General features: G+C 61.4%; 18 protein-coding genes. All 18 read right to left on the bottom strand.

What is annotated here, in order from left to right; all coding sequences use genetic code 11:
• Positions 1-11: 11 nt before the first annotated feature.
• On the bottom strand, positions 12-755 hold the full coding sequence (locus tag PVE73_RS20970; protein WP_277364103.1) for a hemolysin: 744 nt from the start codon (positions 753-755) through the stop codon (positions 12-14).
• A gap of 83 nt (positions 756-838) precedes the next feature.
• On the bottom strand, positions 839-3,595 hold the full coding sequence (locus tag PVE73_RS20965; RefSeq protein WP_277364102.1) for a TonB-dependent receptor: 2,757 nt from the start codon (positions 3,593-3,595) through the stop codon (positions 839-841).
• Positions 3,596-3,712: 117 nt separating this feature from the next.
• Positions 3,713-4,726: a FecR family protein gene (locus PVE73_RS20960; protein ID WP_277364101.1), complete on the bottom strand. Its 1,014-nt coding sequence runs from the start codon at positions 4,724-4,726 to the stop codon at positions 3,713-3,715.
• Between the two features lie 95 nt (positions 4,727-4,821).
• On the bottom strand, positions 4,822-5,313 hold the full coding sequence (locus tag PVE73_RS20955; RefSeq protein ID WP_277364100.1) for an RNA polymerase sigma factor: 492 nt from the start codon (positions 5,311-5,313) through the stop codon (positions 4,822-4,824).
• A 445-nt stretch (positions 5,314-5,758) separates the two neighbouring features.
• Positions 5,759-6,223: a CopG family transcriptional regulator gene (locus PVE73_RS20950; RefSeq protein WP_277364099.1), complete on the bottom strand. Its 465-nt coding sequence runs from the start codon at positions 6,221-6,223 to the stop codon at positions 5,759-5,761.
• A 3-nt stretch (positions 6,224-6,226) separates the two neighbouring features.
• Complete coding sequence (locus PVE73_RS20945) at positions 6,227-8,254, bottom strand: conjugal transfer protein TraG (protein WP_277364098.1); 2,028 nt, start codon at positions 8,252-8,254, stop codon at positions 6,227-6,229.
• Between the two features lie 142 nt (positions 8,255-8,396).
• Positions 8,397-8,840 (bottom strand): PIN domain-containing protein, encoded by a 444-nt coding sequence (locus PVE73_RS20940; protein ID WP_277364097.1) that lies wholly within the window; start codon positions 8,838-8,840, stop codon positions 8,397-8,399.
• Positions 8,841-8,842: 2 nt separating this feature from the next.
• Positions 8,843-9,094, bottom strand: coding sequence for a type II toxin-antitoxin system Phd/YefM family antitoxin (locus PVE73_RS20935; protein ID WP_277367534.1), 252 nt, complete (start codon positions 9,092-9,094; stop codon positions 8,843-8,845).
• A 112-nt stretch (positions 9,095-9,206) separates the two neighbouring features.
• Positions 9,207-10,949 carry a VirD2 family relaxase/mobilization nuclease gene (locus PVE73_RS20930; RefSeq protein WP_277364096.1) on the bottom strand — a complete coding sequence of 581 codons (1,743 nt, stop codon included), beginning with the start codon at positions 10,947-10,949 and terminating at the stop codon, positions 9,207-9,209.
• A complete protein-coding gene (locus PVE73_RS20925) occupies positions 10,946-11,194 on the bottom strand; it encodes a hypothetical protein (protein ID WP_277364095.1) in 249 nt (82 codons plus the stop codon). Before PVE73_RS20925 ends, PVE73_RS20930 begins: the two co-directional genes overlap by 4 nt.
• Positions 11,191-11,964, bottom strand: coding sequence for a lytic transglycosylase domain-containing protein (locus tag PVE73_RS20920; RefSeq protein WP_277364094.1), 774 nt, complete (start codon positions 11,962-11,964; stop codon positions 11,191-11,193). The genes PVE73_RS20925 and PVE73_RS20920 overlap by 4 nt, the downstream gene beginning before the upstream one ends.
• A 237-nt stretch (positions 11,965-12,201) precedes the next feature.
• Positions 12,202-12,528 (bottom strand): DUF736 domain-containing protein, encoded by a 327-nt coding sequence (locus tag PVE73_RS20915; RefSeq protein ID WP_277364093.1) that lies wholly within the window; start codon positions 12,526-12,528, stop codon positions 12,202-12,204.
• Between the two features lie 36 nt (positions 12,529-12,564).
• Positions 12,565-13,125: a S26 family signal peptidase gene (locus PVE73_RS20910; protein ID WP_277364092.1), complete on the bottom strand. Its 561-nt coding sequence runs from the start codon at positions 13,123-13,125 to the stop codon at positions 12,565-12,567.
• Positions 13,122-13,616, bottom strand: a complete 495-nt coding sequence (locus tag PVE73_RS20905) for a DUF2840 domain-containing protein (protein ID WP_277364091.1) — start codon at positions 13,614-13,616, stop codon at positions 13,122-13,124. The genes PVE73_RS20910 and PVE73_RS20905 overlap by 4 nt, the downstream gene beginning before the upstream one ends.
• Complete coding sequence (locus PVE73_RS20900) at positions 13,613-14,356, bottom strand: site-specific DNA-methyltransferase (RefSeq protein WP_277364090.1); 744 nt, start codon at positions 14,354-14,356, stop codon at positions 13,613-13,615. The genes PVE73_RS20905 and PVE73_RS20900 overlap by 4 nt, the downstream gene beginning before the upstream one ends.
• Positions 14,357-14,642: 286 nt before the next feature.
• Positions 14,643-15,491 carry a replication initiator protein A gene (locus PVE73_RS20895; protein WP_277364089.1) on the bottom strand — a complete coding sequence of 283 codons (849 nt, stop codon included), beginning with the start codon at positions 15,489-15,491 and terminating at the stop codon, positions 14,643-14,645.
• A gap of 12 nt (positions 15,492-15,503) precedes the next feature.
• Positions 15,504-15,770, bottom strand: a complete 267-nt coding sequence (locus PVE73_RS20890) for a helix-turn-helix domain-containing protein (protein WP_277364088.1) — start codon at positions 15,768-15,770, stop codon at positions 15,504-15,506.
• Positions 15,771-16,197: 427 nt separating this feature from the next.
• Positions 16,198-18,528, bottom strand: a complete 2,331-nt coding sequence (locus PVE73_RS20885; RefSeq protein WP_277364087.1) for a S8 family peptidase — start codon at positions 18,526-18,528, stop codon at positions 16,198-16,200.

Here is an 18,528-nt window from a genome sequence, read left to right as displayed (position 1 = left end):
ACAGCTATTTCTCAGACCAGCACGTTGCCGTCATTGACGAAGGCAAAAATGTCGCTGCCAACGTAACCATTGACCTGGATCTCGTTACCTCCGTCTGAAATCGTCAGAACGCCGGTGGCGTCCGACCAGTTGGAGTGATTGAAGATCAGATCCATGTAGCTGGTGATGCCGGACACGTCCGTGAGATCAAGGACGTCTTCATTGCCTGAAGTGGTGCCGAAGTTGTTGACTTCGTCATCTCCCCAGCCGTCATCGAAGACGAATGTATCGTCGCTTGCGAAGCCGGTGAAGACGTCGTTGGCAGACGTTCCGATCTGCGCCGTGCCGACATCATCGAAGTAATCGAACAGGCCATCGGTTGACCCGGTCCCAGTGAAGCTGCCGTTCACTGAAATGTTGTAGATACTATAGTCGAACGAGGTGATCGCGTTAGCACCGCCAAGATCGATTGTGAGCTCCGGATTGCTCACGCCGAAGCCGGTTGATCCGGATCCCGTCAGGCCATCGCCGAAAGTCAGCGTATCGATGGTGCCGTCCAGATCACCCTGGTTATATGTGAATGAGCCGTCGAGAACGACGCCTGAGCCAGTGCTGGTGCCGGCTCCCCACTGCGTGTAAACCTTGTTGGGATCTCCAGGATTGTAGTTCTGATAGAAATCGCCGTATGTCGGATTGTTGAAGCCGGACAGCCAGTCGTTGGTGAGATAGTCGACCCAATCGCTGCTCGCACTAGTCAGTTGAATCGTAGCAACCATCTTGCATCTCCTTTGCGTTTGGTTACTTGCTTGTCCGTCTTGTGACGAACCCCGGTTTCGCGGCCAATGGCCGCTGTTATTTGCTAAAACCTGAAGCTAAGGGAGGCAGTTGCCGTCCGTCCTGGAGCGGGCAAGCTTGTGTCGCCGAGCGCCGGTACATAGGCTACATCGGTCACGTTGTTGACCGCGAAGCGAAGCTTTGCCTTTTCGTTAAAGGCATATGAACCATAGATATCGTAAACGGTGTACGCTTCTGTCGCATAGCCTGCGGCGAGAATGCCGTAGGCCGGTCTTCCCATGTCTGCGTGCGTCACACGGCCGCCTAATGTCAACCTTTCATCGAGGAGCCGAACACCGGCGTCGATGGTGAATTGCGTCTCGGGCGGCACGAAGATGACGCCCGGCTCCGCATTGTGGGGCACGTCATTGTAAATGTACGTTTCCGCCCAATCCGTATCGATGTAGCTGAACGTCCCGCCCAAATAGAACCGTCCGGCATCGTAGTTTGCCTCCAGTTCGATACCTTTCATGCGCGTTATGCCGTCCAGATTGACATACGCATTGTATTCGAAATCAGTCTCAGAGCGATAAATCTGACCAATGGTGATGTAGTCCTCGATCTCGCGATAGAATCCGACTGCCTTCATGCGGAACCGGTCGCCCGCACGGAGAATGCCGTCGTAGGAGACATTGGCGCCGATCTCCCAGGTCCGACCCTGTTCCGGTTCAAGCCAAGGGTTCGGTGCGAACTCGTTGTTCGTGCCGTTGGGGTGCCCGCCACTGGCGAAGGCTTCCATGATGGTCGGCGGACGGTAGGTCTGGGAATACTTGATAAAGGGCTGCAGCCAATCGAAAGGCTTTACCGCGACCATGGCGGTCGGCAATAGTGCCCCTCCGGACAGATCGATATCAACATCGGCGGAATCTTGCTCGACCGACGTGACCGTTTTGTATTTTGTACGCGTTACCCACCGGCCTTCTTCGCAGACTTGCTCTCCAGTAACGGGATTAATAATAGGGGTCCCATCAGGATAAGTATAGCATTGTCCAGGTATAAACTCTTCATATGCTGTCTCTATAACTTCCGTATGTCGTTCAACGGGTCCGAATATCTTTGTAGTTCCGGCAAGACCGAAATAGTCATAGCGAAGGCCTCCCGAAACGGTCAGCCAATCATCTCGTTCCAGCGTTGCATTGGTGAAGCCGCTGATCACATCGCGACGACCGCTAGGGTTCAGTCCTCGATAACCGTAACTCAAGTCTGAGCCGGTTTCCGGATCGGCCGTTGCAGGGGCAGTCGTCTCACCGTCGTCACGAAACGCCTCTACGCCGTAATTCAGGGAAAGATCTCCAAGACCGAGCGTGAAGCGACTGGTATTCTGGAGACTACCGCCGAACGTCCCCATCTCGTAATCGATGGTGGTGAACTCTCCAAGATTATCAAAGCTGCGGGCACCGCGCTTCTCTTCATTCGTTGTGCCGCTGTACCAAAGCTGGCCTTTGAGATCGACGAGGTCGCTGACCGGGTCCCATGCGAAAGTTGCCGTCAGCGTGTCATTGACGATGTATTGTTGATCTTCGCGTTTGAATATCTGCGTCCCGCTGTCCTGATAAATCCCCTGGCTCGCATCGACCTGATTGTGGAACCATCCGAGCGTCAGTTTCGCGTTGTCGGTGAAATCCACCTCTGCCTTGAGCAGGCCCGACCAGCTTTCGGAACCGCTAAAGAGGAGCCCCTCGTTCCTGTATGTCCCATCGCCAACGTCAAGAGTGCCATTCTCGCCGATATCATAGGCGCCAAGGTCCTTGTGACTAATGCCACCGAGGACAGAGAACCTGTCCGACACGCGGAACGCAGCAGCAATCGAGCCGTCAAAATCGAACTCATTGGTCCCCGTGGCGGCATTCAGTTCTGCGCCCCAGCGCCGCCCAGGCATTATCAGATCGTCAGCGAGCAGTGTGCGGAAGTTTACGGAGCCGCCAAGTGTTCCGGCGCCCCCAACACTTGATGTTCCGCTTTTTTCGACTTCGACTGTGCGAAGGAAGGCAGAATCAACGTAGGTCCGTTGGGTGGACCCGTGTGCGTTTCGCTGAAAGTTTTGTCGTGCGCCATCGATCATCGTCACGACACGGTTCTGATCCTGCAAACCACGAATATTGACGCTGATACCAGGATTCTGACCCTCTGATCTGTTGGCCCAGACGCCAGCCATGGGATCAAACAGGTCGCGCGTATTACGCGACGGGCTGTTGACTATCGCCTCCCGCGAAATCACGCTGATGCTTTCGGGTGTCTCGTAGACCCAATCCGGCGTGCCCTGGAAACCGGAACCATGGGCCGCATTGACCCGGCTCATGATAGTGATTTTGTCGAGCAGGGTCGTGTCGCCGGCGGCAAAATCACCGCCTTCTGTATCGGTAAACTGATTGACACCCAGAACGGCGGAACCTTGCGGCGTGATCCGCCAGGAGACGCCGGTGCCCTGAAGAAGCTGCGTCAAAGCCTGCTCGGGCGTAAAGCTGCCGACCACGGCGTTCGACCTTGTGCCTTGTGTCGTTTCGGCAGGGAAGGCGACCTGAAGCCCCGATTGGCGCCCGAACTGGGAAAGCGCCGTGATCAGCGGTTGGGCCGGTATGTCGAACTGGCGGGAGGCGGAAATATCCGCACCCTGGACCTGAACGGTCTGAGAATGCGCATCTGACGCGGATACGACGGGAGCGAGGCAAAGCGCACACATGGCGCCACCGGCAAGCAATCGGCCGCGAATGGCGGCTAGCCTCTTGTCGTGTCCTGTTTCAGATGTACCCCATACGCCCCAAATACTCATCGCGCCGTCCATCTCCCTGTGTCGCTGCGCACGGGCTGTGGGCGTGCGCTCCCGACCGTAAAGACGAACAACTCCGCAAGATTCTCACGGCAGCTACAATTTTTCCTGATTTAATTAGTCAAGATATATTCAAAGACGGGAAATGACGCGGGCGAACGGCGTAATCGACCGCACCCTTCCGCCGAAAGGCTCGACGAGCGTGGCGAGCGCACGATCGGGGTCGCGGAGGTCGAAGAGGCCGCTGACCCTCCGGTTGGCGAGTGTTGCATCGGGTATCGAGACCCATGCGTCGTGATAGCGCTGGATCAGTTCCACGGCTTCCCCGACAGTCGTGTTCACGAGGAAGATCTTGCCCTCCCGCCATGAGCCGATGTCTTCAAGGGGCATCTTGTTGATCGTGACGGCGTCCGTAGCGTGATCGAGCACGAGCATCTGGCCGGGCTCAAGATGTTCAGAGGTCTGATTTCCCGTTTCGGCAACGGCCTCAACCGAGCCTCGAAGAAGAGCGACACTTGTGCTCGCGGAGGAGAGCTGGATATCGAAGGCGGTGCCCAGTACCCGTACCTCGAGTCCTTCGACATCGACGATGAACGGTCTTTCTGCGTCGGGCGTGACATCGAAGAAGGCCGAGCCGGCCAGAAGCGTCACGCGGCGCTGGGTCGTGTCGATATCCGTGGAAATCGCACTCGCACCCCCGAGCTCGACTGTGGATCCGTCAGCCATGTGGACCACTTCGGTTTCGCCGGTCGCCGTGCGGTAATCCGCACGGAAGGCAAGGAGCATCGCCGGTACGGTGAACCAAAGGATGCAAGCGGCTGCGACGGCCGCAACCACGGCGGCCGGCCGACGATATAATTTGCGCGCCACAATAGGGCGCGCGGATCGGGTCGGATCGGCAGGCGAGATCGGCGGTTTCGATCGCTGCGGGACATCGCTCGAGCCTTCCTGGCCGGGAGCAAGGTTGATCGCGCCAAGGACTTGCCAGGTCTTATTGGCGCGTTCCCACGCCTTGCGATGTTCCTCGCAGGAGGTGAGCCAGTCATTGAACTGCTGAAACAGCGGCGAATCTCGATGGGCGTTTTCCAGCCTCAGAATCCAGCCTGTCGCTTCCTGCAGCAATTCATGTTCCGTCTTGCTGTCCAACGTTCTACACGTTCCCCTAGCGCACCAAGCTGCCGCCGCTATCGTGAGAGCGCCAAAGCCAGTGCATATCGTTCTTGAGGATGATTCTTACAGGATTATTTCCGAGGCTGCGAGGGGAGCGGATCAGCCGTATCCTGCGTGAGCTGGATCGTAATCGTCGCCACGGCATTTTGTACCAAACGATAGACTGTGGAGACCGATACCCCGAGGTGCTCCGAGACCTGTTCGACCGAATAGCCGCCGAATCTGACCATTTCCAGCGCGACCCTTTGGTTCTCCGGCAGGTTGGCTACTGCGTCCATCGACCGGCGTATCGCCTCACAGAACAGAACCGTTTCCTCCGGGGTTGGTTCCGGCTGCGACCCCATCCAATGGTGGGTGGGATCGTTTTGCAGTGTATCAATTTCGAGCCTTCTGCGCCGTATGACGTCCACAACAAGATTGTGAACGATCCGGAAAAGATAGGCTTTGAGCCGATGTGGTGTGCTGTCCAGCGTCGCAGGAACAAAACGAATGAAGGCTTCTTGAACGATGTCTTCAGCAGCGTCTCGCGAGCCGAGCCGCTGGGAAGCATACTCGACCAGCATGGAACGACTCGACAGATATGTTGCAAAGCGAAGGCTAGGTCCCTCTTTCATTCGAGACTGCTCCGCATCATGGGGAAAGACAGAAGATGAAGCGATGCCGGACCCATCGTGCCCGGTTCAATCTTTGGTCTTGTAGGACGCCCTGAAATCGGCCTTGTCGTTGCCGCTCTATGTCTCATTCCCACCCCGCCGTCATGCCTGACGCGCCTGTTCGAGGGCGTCCCCGTATTGCCATCGGTTATTGGATTAAGAATTCCCGACAACACCAGATAGCTAGGCCGCATTCAACGCCCAAGGATACAGCCTGATCCGAGCGTCACAAAACCATACTTCTATAGTCATGTTTTTTCAACAACCGCCAGGAAGCTCACTGCTTGCTCACGGGCAAGCGCGCTTACCCAGGCCAATGAGCCGGCGCACCAGATCTTGTGATTGATGCACTTAGTTAGGGGGAAGAGTGTGGAGCGTTGCCTGCTTTGATGTCCTCCGGCACTTCCTGCCTGAGCTTCGGTCCTCTGGCGAGACGACGGCCGAGCGCTTCGAGGAACCTGTCGTAGCGCTCACCGCCCCTAGCGCGGGCAGCGGTATTCGCGGCTTCCGGAAGAGACGCGGTGGAGGTCAGCCAGGCGCGGATAAAGATGGCGAAGGCTTCGTTGGCGATGCCGATATCGCGTTCGAGCCGCTGGACATTGCGGTCGATCCGGTCGAGGCGCTTGGCGGTCGCCGCCTCCTGGCGCTCGTCGGCGTCGGGGGACAGAAAGGATGCGATGGCGGCCTCGGCTATCAGCGAGCGGGATTGTTCGCGCCGGTCAGCGAAGTCGGCGAGCAGGCGCATGAGCTCTGGATCGAGATAGACGGAAAGCCGCTTCTTCTTGTCGGGGCGCTCCCGGCTGTCGCGTGATCGGGCCATCGCTCAAAGCTCCATGCCATCGCCGGGGTTCATCGAGATCTGTCGTGCTGTCTGCCGCATGTCGCGCACGACCGCGCGGTTGGCGGCAGAGTCGCGTTCGGGCTCGTCGGCATCCGGATCGAATTCATTGACCGGGGCCTGCTCCTTCTCCGGAGCGATGTCCTTGTGCGGCTCGAGGCCGGGTTCGCGGCGCAGGCCGGCGTTGAGCGGATCGTCGTCCTGCTTCGCCGCCGCGGTCTTCGTAGAGCCGTTGGTCGCCGGCGCCTTGGCAGAGGCATTGCCTGACACGACGGGAGCGGCGACAGAGGCAAGTGCCGACCAGTTGTCGCGCTCGGGCAGGAAACCGGCATTCGGGTTTTTCGGCACCGGCAGCAGGCGCTCCTTGAACCGCACATCCTCATAGTAGCGCGCCTTCTTGGCCCTGATCGGCGGAATACCGGCGACCATGACGACCTCGTCGTCCGGCGGGAGTTGCATGACCTCGCCGGGGGTGAGCAGCGGACGCGCGGTTTCGGAGCGCGAGACCATCAGGTGGGAGAGCCAGGGCGCCAGCCGGTGGCCGGCATAGTTCTGCATGGCGCGCATCTCGGTGGCCGTGCCGAGAGAATCCGAAACACGCTTGGCCGTGCGCTCGTCATTGGTGGCGAAGCTGACGCGGACGTGGCAATTGTCGAGGATGGAGTTGTTGGCGCCGTATGCCTTCTCGATCTGATTCAGCGACTGGGCGATGAGGAATGCCTTGATGCTGTAGCCTGCCATGAAGGCGAGCGCCGACTCGAAGAAGTCGAGGCGGCCGAGCGCGGGAAACTCGTCGAGCATCAAAAGCAACCGGTTACGACGATCCTTCGCGTGCAGATCCTCTGTCAGTCGCCGGCCGATCTGGTTAAGCACGAGGCGCACGAGCGGCTTGGTGCGGGAAATGTCGGAGGGGGGCACGACGAGGTAGAGCGTCGTCGGCTTCTTGCCGGACACGATGTCGGTAATGCGCCAGTCGCAGCGGCGGGTGACGGCGGCCACTACAGGATCGCGGTAGAGACCAAGAAAGGACATGGCGGTGGAAAGCACGCCGGAGCGCTCGTTGTCGGATTTGTTGAGCAGCTCGCGCGCAGCACTGGCGATGACCGGATGCGGCCCTTTCTCGCCCAAGTGCGGCGTGGTCATCATGGCGGCCAAGGTCGACTCGATCGGCCGGCGCGGATCGGACAGGAAGGCGGCAACACCGGCGAGCGTCTTGTCCTTCTCGGCGTAGAGAACATGCAGGATGGCGCCGACCAGCAGCGCATGGCTGGTCTTTTCCCAGTGGTTGCGTTTTTCCAGCGAACCCTCGGGATCGACCAGTACATCGGCGACGTTCTGAACATCGCGCACCTCCCATTCGCCGCGCCGGACTTCGAGCAGGGGATTGTAGGCGGCCGACTTCGCGTTGGTCGGATCGAAGAGGAGCACGCGGCCGAAGCGGGATCGCAGGCCAGCAGTCAGATCCCAGTTCTCGCCCTTGATGTCGTGGACGATGCAACTCCCCGGCCAGGTGAGCAGGGTCGGCACGACGAGGCCGACACCTTTGCCGGAGCGCGTTGGTGCAAAGCACAGGACATGCTCGGCGCCGTCGTGGCGGAGGTAATCCTTCTCGTAGCGGCCGAGCACGACCCCATCGTCGCCGAGCAGGCCGGCATCGGAAATCTCCTTGCGCCCGGCCCACCGGGCGGAGCCGAAGGTGCGGACGTCCTTCGCCTCGCGGGCGCGGTAGATCGACATGAGGATGGCGGCGGCGATGGCGACAAAGCCGCCCGACGCCGCGATGGCGGCGCCTTCATAAAAGATGTGCGGGGCATAGGCGTCGTAAAAATACCACCACCAGAAGAAAGCCGGCGGCGGATAGAACGGCAGGCCGACAATCTCGAACCATGGCTGTCCGAGTTGGGCCTGGAAACCGAGCCGCCACGCTGTCCATTGCGTTGCGCCCCAGACAGCGACGAGGACGATGGTGAAGACGATGACGATCTGGCCCCACATGACACGACTGGCGGGCATGGCTGTGCTGACCTCCGCTGCGGCGACTGAGAAAGTCGAGGAAGGGCAAGGGATGCGCAGGTTTCAACCAGAATTGGCCTGCAGGTCGTAGAGCAGCGAAGGGACTGCGGAAAATACTTGCAGGATGCGGCGGCGCGTCCTGTCAGGCGGGCGGAGGAGGCAGACGCTTCAACGGATTGATCACCGTGACGCCGAGCGGCGCGAAGTGACGCTCGTTGGCCGTAAGCACGGTGAAGCCATGTGCTGCGGCGGTGGCGGCGATGGCGATATCCTCGAAGCCGGGATCGTGCGCGCGCGCCCGGTCGAGCATGGCGCCGGCCTCGCGAGCCTCCTCGATACCGAAGGACAGGATGCGTCCGGCATAGAAATGCTCGATCGCCCCGAGCCATTGACGCAGGTGTTCGGCCTTGGTGGTGGCGCCGATCCGGTCGGCGCGGGCAATACCTGCCTCGATCTCGGCGATGGTCACGGTCGAAATGTAGAGCTGGTCGCCTTGCTCGCGTACCCAGGTCGCAAATGCCTCCGGCCCGACCTGCCGCTTGGCCGGTGCATCGGCCGAGACGATGTTGGTGTCAAGGAGATACAAGGTCAGTGGCCGGCATCATGCAACGCGCGGGCGGGCTTGCGGGACCGCTCGGGGATGTCGCCCGGCTCGCCGGGGAAGGCGAGCAGCAGGTCGGCAAAACTTGGTACCTTCGAGACGCGCTCCCATTCCTCGAAGGAGACAAGCACGGCTTCCTTGCGGCCATGCCGGGTGATGACAGTCGGCTCGCCGGCCACGGCTTGATCGACCACGGCGGAGAGCGTCGCCTTGGCGTCCTTGAGCTGGAGTTCCTTCATCGTGTCGCTCCTGATGTGACTACCGATAGTCATATATTGCCTCTCTGGATCATTGCAAGTATCGAAACGGAGATGTTGGCCGGCAGGCGGAAGGCCGTTCGAGGGCAGGCGCTCACAGTCCCAGCCCCCGCTTGCGTCCGAAAGACCAGTCGACGCCCCCGTCGCCTCGAGCCACGCCGGAAATGTGCTGGCCGAGATTTTTCTCGACCGACGGCGTCCAGGGCACGAGCTTGAAGCCGAGCCCGTCGTCGATCATGGCGTAGCGGCCGGAGGAGAGAGCGAAACGCTGCCGGTATGTGCCAGAGACATACTCGCCTGCGGCGGATTTCTGGAACGGCATGCCGGTCTCGGTCGCGAGTTTTTGGCCGAGCGCGTCCAGCTCGCGCTCGCGTAATGTGCCGAGCAGGTTGCGGGCGAAAACAATGCGCTGGCCCTCGCGCCGGGCAAGTCCTTCCTCGATCAGATGCTCGGTGCGTTCTTCCATTGCCCGCTTCACCTCCAGGCCGAAGCCACTGCCAAGATCGGCGGGATTGCGGGCGATGAGTTGGCGGTCCAGCCAGGTCGAGCCTTCCGCTGTGGTCTGCGCCTCTATTGAGAGGTCGGAGCGGACCGCAAGCGCAACACGACGCTCATCACGAGAATCCTCGAAGGACCGCAGCTCGACGATGGAACCGGGCGCACTGTCACCGGCCGCCTCGATGTTGGGAAGGCCGATATGATGTGTGCGGCCGTCAATGCCGTCGACCACAGCATAGGCGGTGCCGCGCAGCTCGTCTTCGAGACCACGTTCGACCAGCCTCCCGATGATCGGCTCGTCATGAGCTTCGCTGGAGATGACGTAGTCGGCCGCGCCACGCTCAATGCCACGTTCGGTGAGCGCCCGGTGCATGCGCTTGATGATGTCGTTGCGGGTTGCGAGTTCCCGCAAGGTGGGTTCGGCTTCCTCCGCAATGATCCACTGGCCGGGGCCGATCGTCCCAGCGAGACCCAGCCGTTCGAGATGACGCAGCCGCCCGACCTTCTGGGTGAGGTACTCGTCGGGCTGGCGATCTGGTGACGGCGCCACGTCGATGACACCGTGTTCGTTGGCGTCGCGGACAAGCTGCCGGTCGAGCTGCGTCCAGCGCTCGGCCTCGATCTGGTGCTCAAGAGAGCGACTGATGTCGAGATCGGTTCGGGGACCGAGTTCCAGGGTGATCATGTCCTGGGCGCGATCGCGCAAGCCGTTCTTGATATAGTCGCGATCGATCACGAGGTCGTGGCCGTCGTCGGTGCGGCCGCGGACGATGACATGGACATGTGGATTGTCGGTGTTCCAATGATCGACGGCCAGCCAGTCGAGTCTTGTGGCGAGATCCTTTTCGGCTTGCGCAATCAACTCGCGAGTGAAGCGCTTCAGGTCCTCCATGTCGGTGGCGTCCTCGGGCGAGACGATGAAGCGGAAATGGTGCCGGTCGTCCTTGCAGCGGTCAGAAAACTCCCTGGCATCGGCGTCGTCGGTATCCGGGCCGAACATGAGGGCCTTTTCGCCGTCACGCGTGACGCCATCGCGGCGCAGGTAATTGAGGTGCCGGGCGAGCGGGCCGCGCTGACCTCTGTTGCGCACCACGAGCGCCTTGACGGTGCAGAGCCGCGAGCGGCTGGTGATGAAACGGTTGGCGCGCACGCTGGCTACACGGCCGCGCGCGAAACTCGGTCCCCGACCATGGCATGATGTGATCTTGCCGGAGCGCGAGACGCGCCCGCCGGCCTTCTGCGCGGCGGCGAGCGCCTGGGCGACGAAGGGTTTTGCGCGCTGCGCCTTTGAGGAGCGGATGCGGCCGGGCCGGACGCGGAAATCGTCGTCGCGGCTCATGGGGCAAAAACCTGCGATGTGCGGTTTGTGCTGAAAGCACTCAACAAAATGAGGCAGCGCACATCGCGCTGAGTGCGCGCGATGTGCGCAAAACCCCGGCGAAGCCAGCAAAACCAACCGACCGTCAAAGCCGCGATGTGCGGCTTTTTATCTTGCCATGCTTCGGTCGTTGCTCCCGCTGTCCCGCAGCGCACCGTAGTCAAAACGACTATGCACGAATCCCTGCGCAGAACCACGAAATTCATCGACGGGTTCCTTCCGCTTCCGGCCGAGCTACGAAGAGGCCATCGGATAGCGGGACAAGCGCCGAGAGGTCGACGATTGCAGGTCGCTTCGAAGGGCGACCGGAAGGAAGATCGGCGGACGCGGGTTCGTCGTCGGTATGGATGATCGACCGCGCAACAAAGAGCGGCGCGCGAGACCACAATGGGTGGGATCGGCGTCCATCGAAGGACGTAACGGAGATCGTGCCCTCGATCATCGGCATGATCTTCGCGACATAGTCGACCGTCTCGACCGGCAGCGATCGGCCGGACGCGAGATGCGCATCGTAGCGCGCTGGGCCGGCATTGTAAGCGGCTAGCATCGCGTTGACCGAGCCGTAGCGGTCGTGCATCTCGCGCAGATAAGCGGCACCGGCGAGAATGTTGTCGCGTGGCTGCCAGGGATTGGATCCGAGATCGTGTCTGACGCGCATTTCATCCCATGTGGCGGGCATGACCTGCATGAGACCGATGGCGCCTTTGGGCGAGAGTGCAGCCGGATCGCCGGTGCTTTCGATGCTCATCACCGCGCGTATCCATTGCTCCGGAATGACGAAGCGGCGAGCCGCCTCGGTGACGTAAACTGCCCACGGATCGGTCGCCGGCGCGACTGCCGACGAGTGCTCAAGCCGTCCGCCCGGTGGCGGTTCGGCCGATGCGGGGGCCTCCATGATGACGATCATCGTACCTGCAATGAGCATCGTGACGATTGTCGGGACGGCAGCGCATGCACCGCCATCCCGATGCGCCATCAGTCTGCCATCGTGCTCGCTACGGCCAAGGGCAAGGCTTCGCCGGCGGCCAACATTCTCCGGACGAGTAGCGTATGATGACGTGTCCGCTCCCCGGAAAACAGGCCGCCGCTCTTGACCTTCGCTGCGCGTGACGGCCGCCCGATGGGCGATCGGGTCGAGGGGATTGACCGGCACTCGATCGATCAAGGGGATTGGGCCTAAAGTTCGACGAGAACGGTGGCAGCGCATAACTTGTCATGCCTCGCCGTCGTTCTTCTTCCTGCGCGTCCAATGCAGGTTCCATGTGCCTTTCTTTGTGTCGGACTCGAACAGGCGTGCGCGGATGGGCTCGACGAAGGATGGGTCGTCGATAGTCACGGAGAGGTAGGCGCCAGCCTTGTCGCCGGTGCGATCCCAGGCCGCGCCGACTTCCAGGCCATCGCAGAAGACGCGATGGTTCGGCGCGTTTTCCGCGTCTGATCCTTCGACGGGAAGAACGGTCATCTCGACGTCGAGGGTGAGCGTGCGGACGCGGCCGAAGAAGCCATCGTCGTTGCGGGTAAAGGTTCCAATCTGGGCCACGATGTTTTTCCTTTCGTTGCTGGGGGAAACGAGCCGTCACGGCTCGTCGGAAGCCGGCTCGCGGAAGCCTTCCGCGGCCGGGTCGGGATCGTCGGTCGTCCATATTGGGATCGCGCGGCCGACGACTGTTGTGAGGGGAAATGGCCCGACATAGCGGCTGTCGAAACTGTCGGGACTGTCCCAGTTCATGAAGAAGGCTTCACCGTTGCCGAGCGTCCGGCAGCCTTGCCAGGCAGGCAGCGGCCGGCCGCGCGCGTCGTGGTCGCGAGCTGTTCCGTAGCTCGTGCCGTAGGCGATGATCACGCTGCCGCGCCGGCAAATCTCGGTGCCGCCGAGTGCCAGAACGCGCTTGATCAGCGGTAGGCCGCGCGGCAGGTAGCCGCGCGCGCCGAGGAAAGCCGCGAGCTCGTGGGGCGGCATGACGACGGCCAGGTCGGTGACGTCGATGTGATCCGCAGGTACAATGCGGTAGAGGCCGACCGGCACGCTGGCGGAGGCATTCCAGATGAAGCGGATATCGGGCCGATGCCATGCTGGTGTGGCGACCAGAGCCACCCCGGCGAGCATTGAGAGGATCGTCAGGCGGCGGCTGGTCATCGCGTCACCTCGCGGCGGCGCAGCCAGGCGCGGTGCTGCTCGCGGCCATAGGCGCGGAACGGCTCGTTGACGCTGATGCGGTTGTGGATGTGTCGCCAGTGATCCGGCGCGACATCGGCCGGATCGATGCCGAGCGCCTCGATCGCGTCGATGGCTTTCAGCACTGTCTCGACCTTCGGCCAGCCGGTCAGCCTGAGCAGAATCTCGCCGCCAGGGCGCACGAAGGGCAATGTCTGAAATAGCTCACCGGCGGCCACAGCGCGCACGATGTCGATGCGCGAGATGATCGTGCCATGCTCGTTCCCGGCCCAGCGGACGAAAGCGAAGATGCTGCCCGGCTGGAGGCTGACGACGCGCCGATGGCGGTCAAGGCGCTGATCTTCGGCGATGCGGCCGAAGCGTATCCAGTGCTCGATCTTCCTCTCGCGCCAGGTCAGTTCGACCAGTGTGCGGTCTTTCGGCTGTCTGGCGCTGCGGCTGTCAGTCGTCATGGCCGTGTCCCTTCGGTAAAAGGCAGTACGGAGGCGATGCGTGCCCGCGCACACTCGGCCATCTTCGGATCGATCTCGCAGCCGATGTAGCGGCGGTCGGTTAGCTTGCAGGCTTCGCCGGCAGCACCCGAACCGGCGAACCAGTCGCCGACCAGACCGCCCGGCGGGCAACTCGTGCGGATGAGAATTTCCAGGAGGAAGACGGGTTTTTCGGTCGGGTGGATGGCGCGACCATAAGCGTTGCGCAAGAAGATCACCGAACGCATCAGGCGCGGGCCGCCGTGCTCGCTGACATAGTGACCGGCGTCGATATGGCCCGTGTGTGGCGGCCGCTTCTTGCGCCGTACGGTGCGCGCGACCGCATCCAGTGTCGTCTGCACGTCATTGTAGACGGCGCTCCATGGCACGTCGGCGCGGCGGAACTGCACCACGAATTCATGCACGCGCTTGAAGCGGTCGGCGTGAAAGGAAGAGCCGTTCTGCTTTTCCCAGACAATCTCCTGCGCATAGGCAAAGCCGGCATCGGCGAAGGCCCTGCTGGTGGTCATGAAGGATCGCAGCGACCTAAAGACCCAGAGCGAACCGGACGGCTTCAGGGCTGCGCGCGCGAGCGGCAGCCAGCCGTCGACGCGGCGATCCCAGGCGAGCGAGGTGTCGCCATAGGGAGGATCGGCGAGGATCAGATCGAAGGGACCATGCATCGGCATGAGGTCGCGGCAGTCGCCGGTCAGTATCGTCATCACGCAATCCTCCGCATGCGAAGGTTGCTCGATGCACATTCGCGGCCGTAGCGGCTTTTTCCCCGTTCGGAGCTGCCGTTAGAATCAAGAATTCGAAGGATTCTTGATGTTAGATTAGTTAGAGGGGCTGGAATCCGCGAATAATATCCGCCTGTTACAGGGTGCTTTCGTTCCCGCTGGTACGGGTATGGCGTTCCGGCTGGTACGGGAAAGAGTGTTCCCGCTGGTTCGGTTTGATACACAGGCCATCCACAATTGCCGTACGAATGCGAAGGCGCGGGGAACATCATCTTGCGCCTCCGGTACGACGCTCCACCGGATCAGACGTATCTGGCCGGAATATCAGGCGCTGACAGCCATGTGAATCATCCAGCAGATTGAGGCGATAGCCCGGCAGCGGCTGTCGCCGAACAATGGCGCGCAGCTCGAAGCGGAAGCGGCGCAGCGGCGCGAGGCTGCCGGATTTGAGGTGGAGGTGAGCAACTTCGAAGCTCCAGCCCCAGGGCTGACGGCCTGCATGCTTGCGCACGAGCCGGTAGAGCCAGCGTTCGAGGCCGCCCTTGAGCGCGAAATATTCCCGGTCGATGGTCAGGATCAGTGCATCGTCGACGACGCCGGCATAGAACCAGTCGGCGAGCACGAGTTCGATGCCGAGCGATCGGCCGCCACCATCCAGACGCTCCTTCCATTCGGCGATCCACGAGAAGCGGTGCCGCCGCTTCTCCGAGGGCTGGCGGATCGAAGTAACGACGGTGGTGGACTGGAGCCGGTCGAGCGCGGCTTTCAGCCGTGTGTAATTCAGGCCGGTGTCGGCTCGGCCGATAAAGGAGAGGATCTCGTAAGGCCTGGCGAGTATGAAACGCGAGGTGCGCAAGCCGTTGTCACGCGCGTCGACGATCTGGCTGGCGGCCCAGATCAGGATGTCAGCGTCCCATATGGTCGCCATGCCGTGTTCGGCGGTTGCCTCGACACGGATCGACACGTCGCCCAGGCGGAAGTCGATTGGGATGACGCGGCGGGACTTTGCCAGAGAGAAGAAGGGCCAGGACATGAGGTCCTGCGCATCACGGGCGGCGATGGCGCGAGCGTGGGTCCGAAACGGTTCGGTATGACGTGCTGGAACGGGCGTCGACATGGGTGTCGCCGATCAACAGCTGCCGTCCGGCCCCTTCCCGTCCCGCGGTGCGGAAAGGCTTGGGAGCAGCGGCTCGCAGGTGGACCGACGGGCGCAGGCATCGATCCATGCAACAAGATCGGTAACCGTGTAGACCACGCGGCCGCCCAGCTTGTGATAGATCGGCCCCATGCCTTCGCAGCGATATTTTTCCAGCGTGCGGGGAGACAGGCCGAGGAGACGGGCTGCTTCAGGTGTGCGCATGAAGCGCGGCCAGTTGCTGTCGGTTTTGTCCTGCATGTTCGGCCTCCGTCGCGTAAGCCGGCAGAGCGGCGTTGCAGATGCGACGATGGCGAAAAATCAGCAGCTAGGCGGAGTGACAAAATTCGGGGATCATAGGAGAAATGTCCCTTCCACGGTGTGGTGTCAAAGACATCGGCAGCGGCTTTAGGGATGCCGTCCCGCCTTACTCATCCGGACAGTGTCCACGAATGGCAGAGCCGGGGCCGAGAGCGGGCTGACGGCTTCCAGCCGCAATCTTTGAATTGCCGACATTTGCGTCGGCGTGGGCATCGTCCGTCTCGCCCATTGGATCGAGCGAAAGCGCCAAAAACAGTCATCAAGCGAACTGTAGAGTTAGCCGATAACCGGGGTTATCCACCCGCACGCCGACCCAAAATCGCCCCCAAGCTCAAATGCTGAATGCCGCATTGTCCCGCTGACAGTCTTATACCCGAACGCGCTGCCTCAGCCTCGCGTATAGCTGGACGGCAGGCTGGTGTTCCAGCTCGACCACCACTGCGAAGCGCTGATCGACCTCCTGCTCCTCCGCCCAGCCTCCGGCGCAGCGGACGACCAGGTAGTATTCGTCACCATAGTTAGTGGTGTCCTGCACGAATGTTTGCGCTGCGGTTTGAAGCGTATGTCCGTCGCGACTTTGGGGTCCGGGCTTCAAATCGCATCGGAATCTGTTCGGAACGTCCGGCGGGTCACCCTCATCCGCTGTACGTGCTCGAAAATGTGCGAACACCTCCTGCGCGGGGCAGCCCCGTAGGAGACGAAAGTTCAACTTTGTACCAATATACTCTGCCCGTGTTCGACGAACCGGTGGATCGAAGGCCAGCGAAACTCGGATGGTCCGCCTACCGTTGGTCTGAAATTCCTGCGGGATGGGTACCCGATAGACAGCGAAATGATTGATTGCGAGCCGATCCTCCGCGTATAGCACCACGCGGTGATCGTCCGAATAGGCTGCCCGGAGAACATCCACCAAACCGTTGCCACAGATGCGCATTTTGTCAGCGGCATCCATGCCCCTCAACCTGGCCTCGCATTCCTCCGGTACCGAGGCCGCTCCAGCAAGCAGCGCTCGGATCAGGTTGGCGGAAGCGTGGGGAAAGAGCCGCAGCAGCGCGGCCGCCTTGTTGGCGAGGATCGGCGCGGCATATGACGTTCCCGTGCCGCTGGTGATCAGCTGTCGCAGGTATTCATGGTTAAGGGTGATAATCCCTGCTTCTGGGATGTGCGGGGCCCACTGAAGGCTAGCCGAGGGCGCATCGAACACCATCGTGCCCCCGACGTCCACGAAATCGGGCTTGCGGATTCCTCCCGCCCCCGGGCCCGCCCGTGAGAACGGCGAGGGCTCAAGAGCGCCAGTGATTGGCCGAACGTGGGCGTCGAGTTCATGTCTGGCCCCGAGCCCCGTCCCGTTGGCAAGCGATCCGACTGTCACAATGTTTGCCGCACCAGCCGGCTCACAAAGGCGGTTGGCCGGTTCCAGAAGATATCCAGGGTAGTGCGTGATACCCTGCTCCACTGCCATTCCGCTTCGCGGCGCACGGTTACCGGTGGAGACAAAAATCATCACATCGAGTTCACGCGCGAGTTCATCGAGCGTGGCCGCCCACGGGCCGACCCGGCCAGGTTCATTGCGCGCCCGCACGTCGCCTAGGGACATCACGAAGATGCGGCAGCCATAATCCTGCCGCAAGCGTATAATGGTCTCGCGCATCTGCGTCGGAAGGGTTCTCCGCTCGTAGAACCTGCCATTGTTGCCCACAACCTTCGCCGAGACCAGACGGCCCACCGGCTGAATTCGCACTTCTCCGAGACGATCTCTCAGATCCCCGTAAAGTGCGGCACCGCCCACTCGTGTCCCATGGCCCCAGACGTCCGCAGTGCCAAGTTCGGCTGGGAAAGCCAACCGCTCTAGGATCGCACCTTCAAGGAAAGGGTGATCATTGACGCCGCTGTCCAGCACACCGATCACCGGTGCGTTTTCATCCGGCGGCAGTATCTCCGGAGCGTCATCCAGCTCCATCTGAACCAGGTCGGCCGCTTCGATATCGGGCACAGGTGGCAAGTCAATGAAGGCCACTTCCGGTACAGACAGCAGAGGCCGAAGTGTCTGTCCCCGGGCACGCACTCGCATCAGCGTAATTGACGGTCCGAGATAGACATCGAACACCTCATCATTCTGCCCGGTGATGAAATCCTCGATCTGCCGGGCCTTGCGTTCCCGGGCCAGACGGGTTCCGAAATCCCATAGTTCGATATCAACCGTATAGACCTCATCATTCTGAAGGTCCGTTGCCTCCGTGAACCCAGCCTCCCTGATCCGCATGCCGAGGCGGTCCCGGGGCTCGAGCGTGCCGATGTTCTCGATCCTAGTGACAAACCCTTCATAACGTCTGCCCTGCTGGCCATCCGGGATCGGGCCATCGTAGGCGTCCAGGCGCTGCAGGAAGGCAGTCAGGTCGCCCTGCGACGAAAAGAGGATGATGTTGCGGTCATCGTCGCTCGAGAGCAGTGTCAGTCCCAGTGCTTCCCAATCAGGCTCGAGAAGCATACCCTGCATCCGAACTCGCAGAATCAGCGACGGATCGATGAACTGCGCCGGACGGTTCTGCTGCTGTGTCTGAATCGCGGCCTCAACCTGCCGGCGGACCTGACCGCCATAGCCACTGCCACGCCACGGCGTCGGGCCTGGATACCCTGTCTTCCGCCGCTCCAAAGTCTCAGGAAGCCGCAGCAGCGGCAGATGTTCGTGCCGGGGCAT

The organism is Chelativorans sp. AA-79 (genome assembly GCF_029457495.1).
GTDB lineage: Bacteria > Pseudomonadota > Alphaproteobacteria > Rhizobiales > Rhizobiaceae > Chelativorans.
This window is presented reverse-complemented; position numbering and strand designations above follow the sequence as displayed.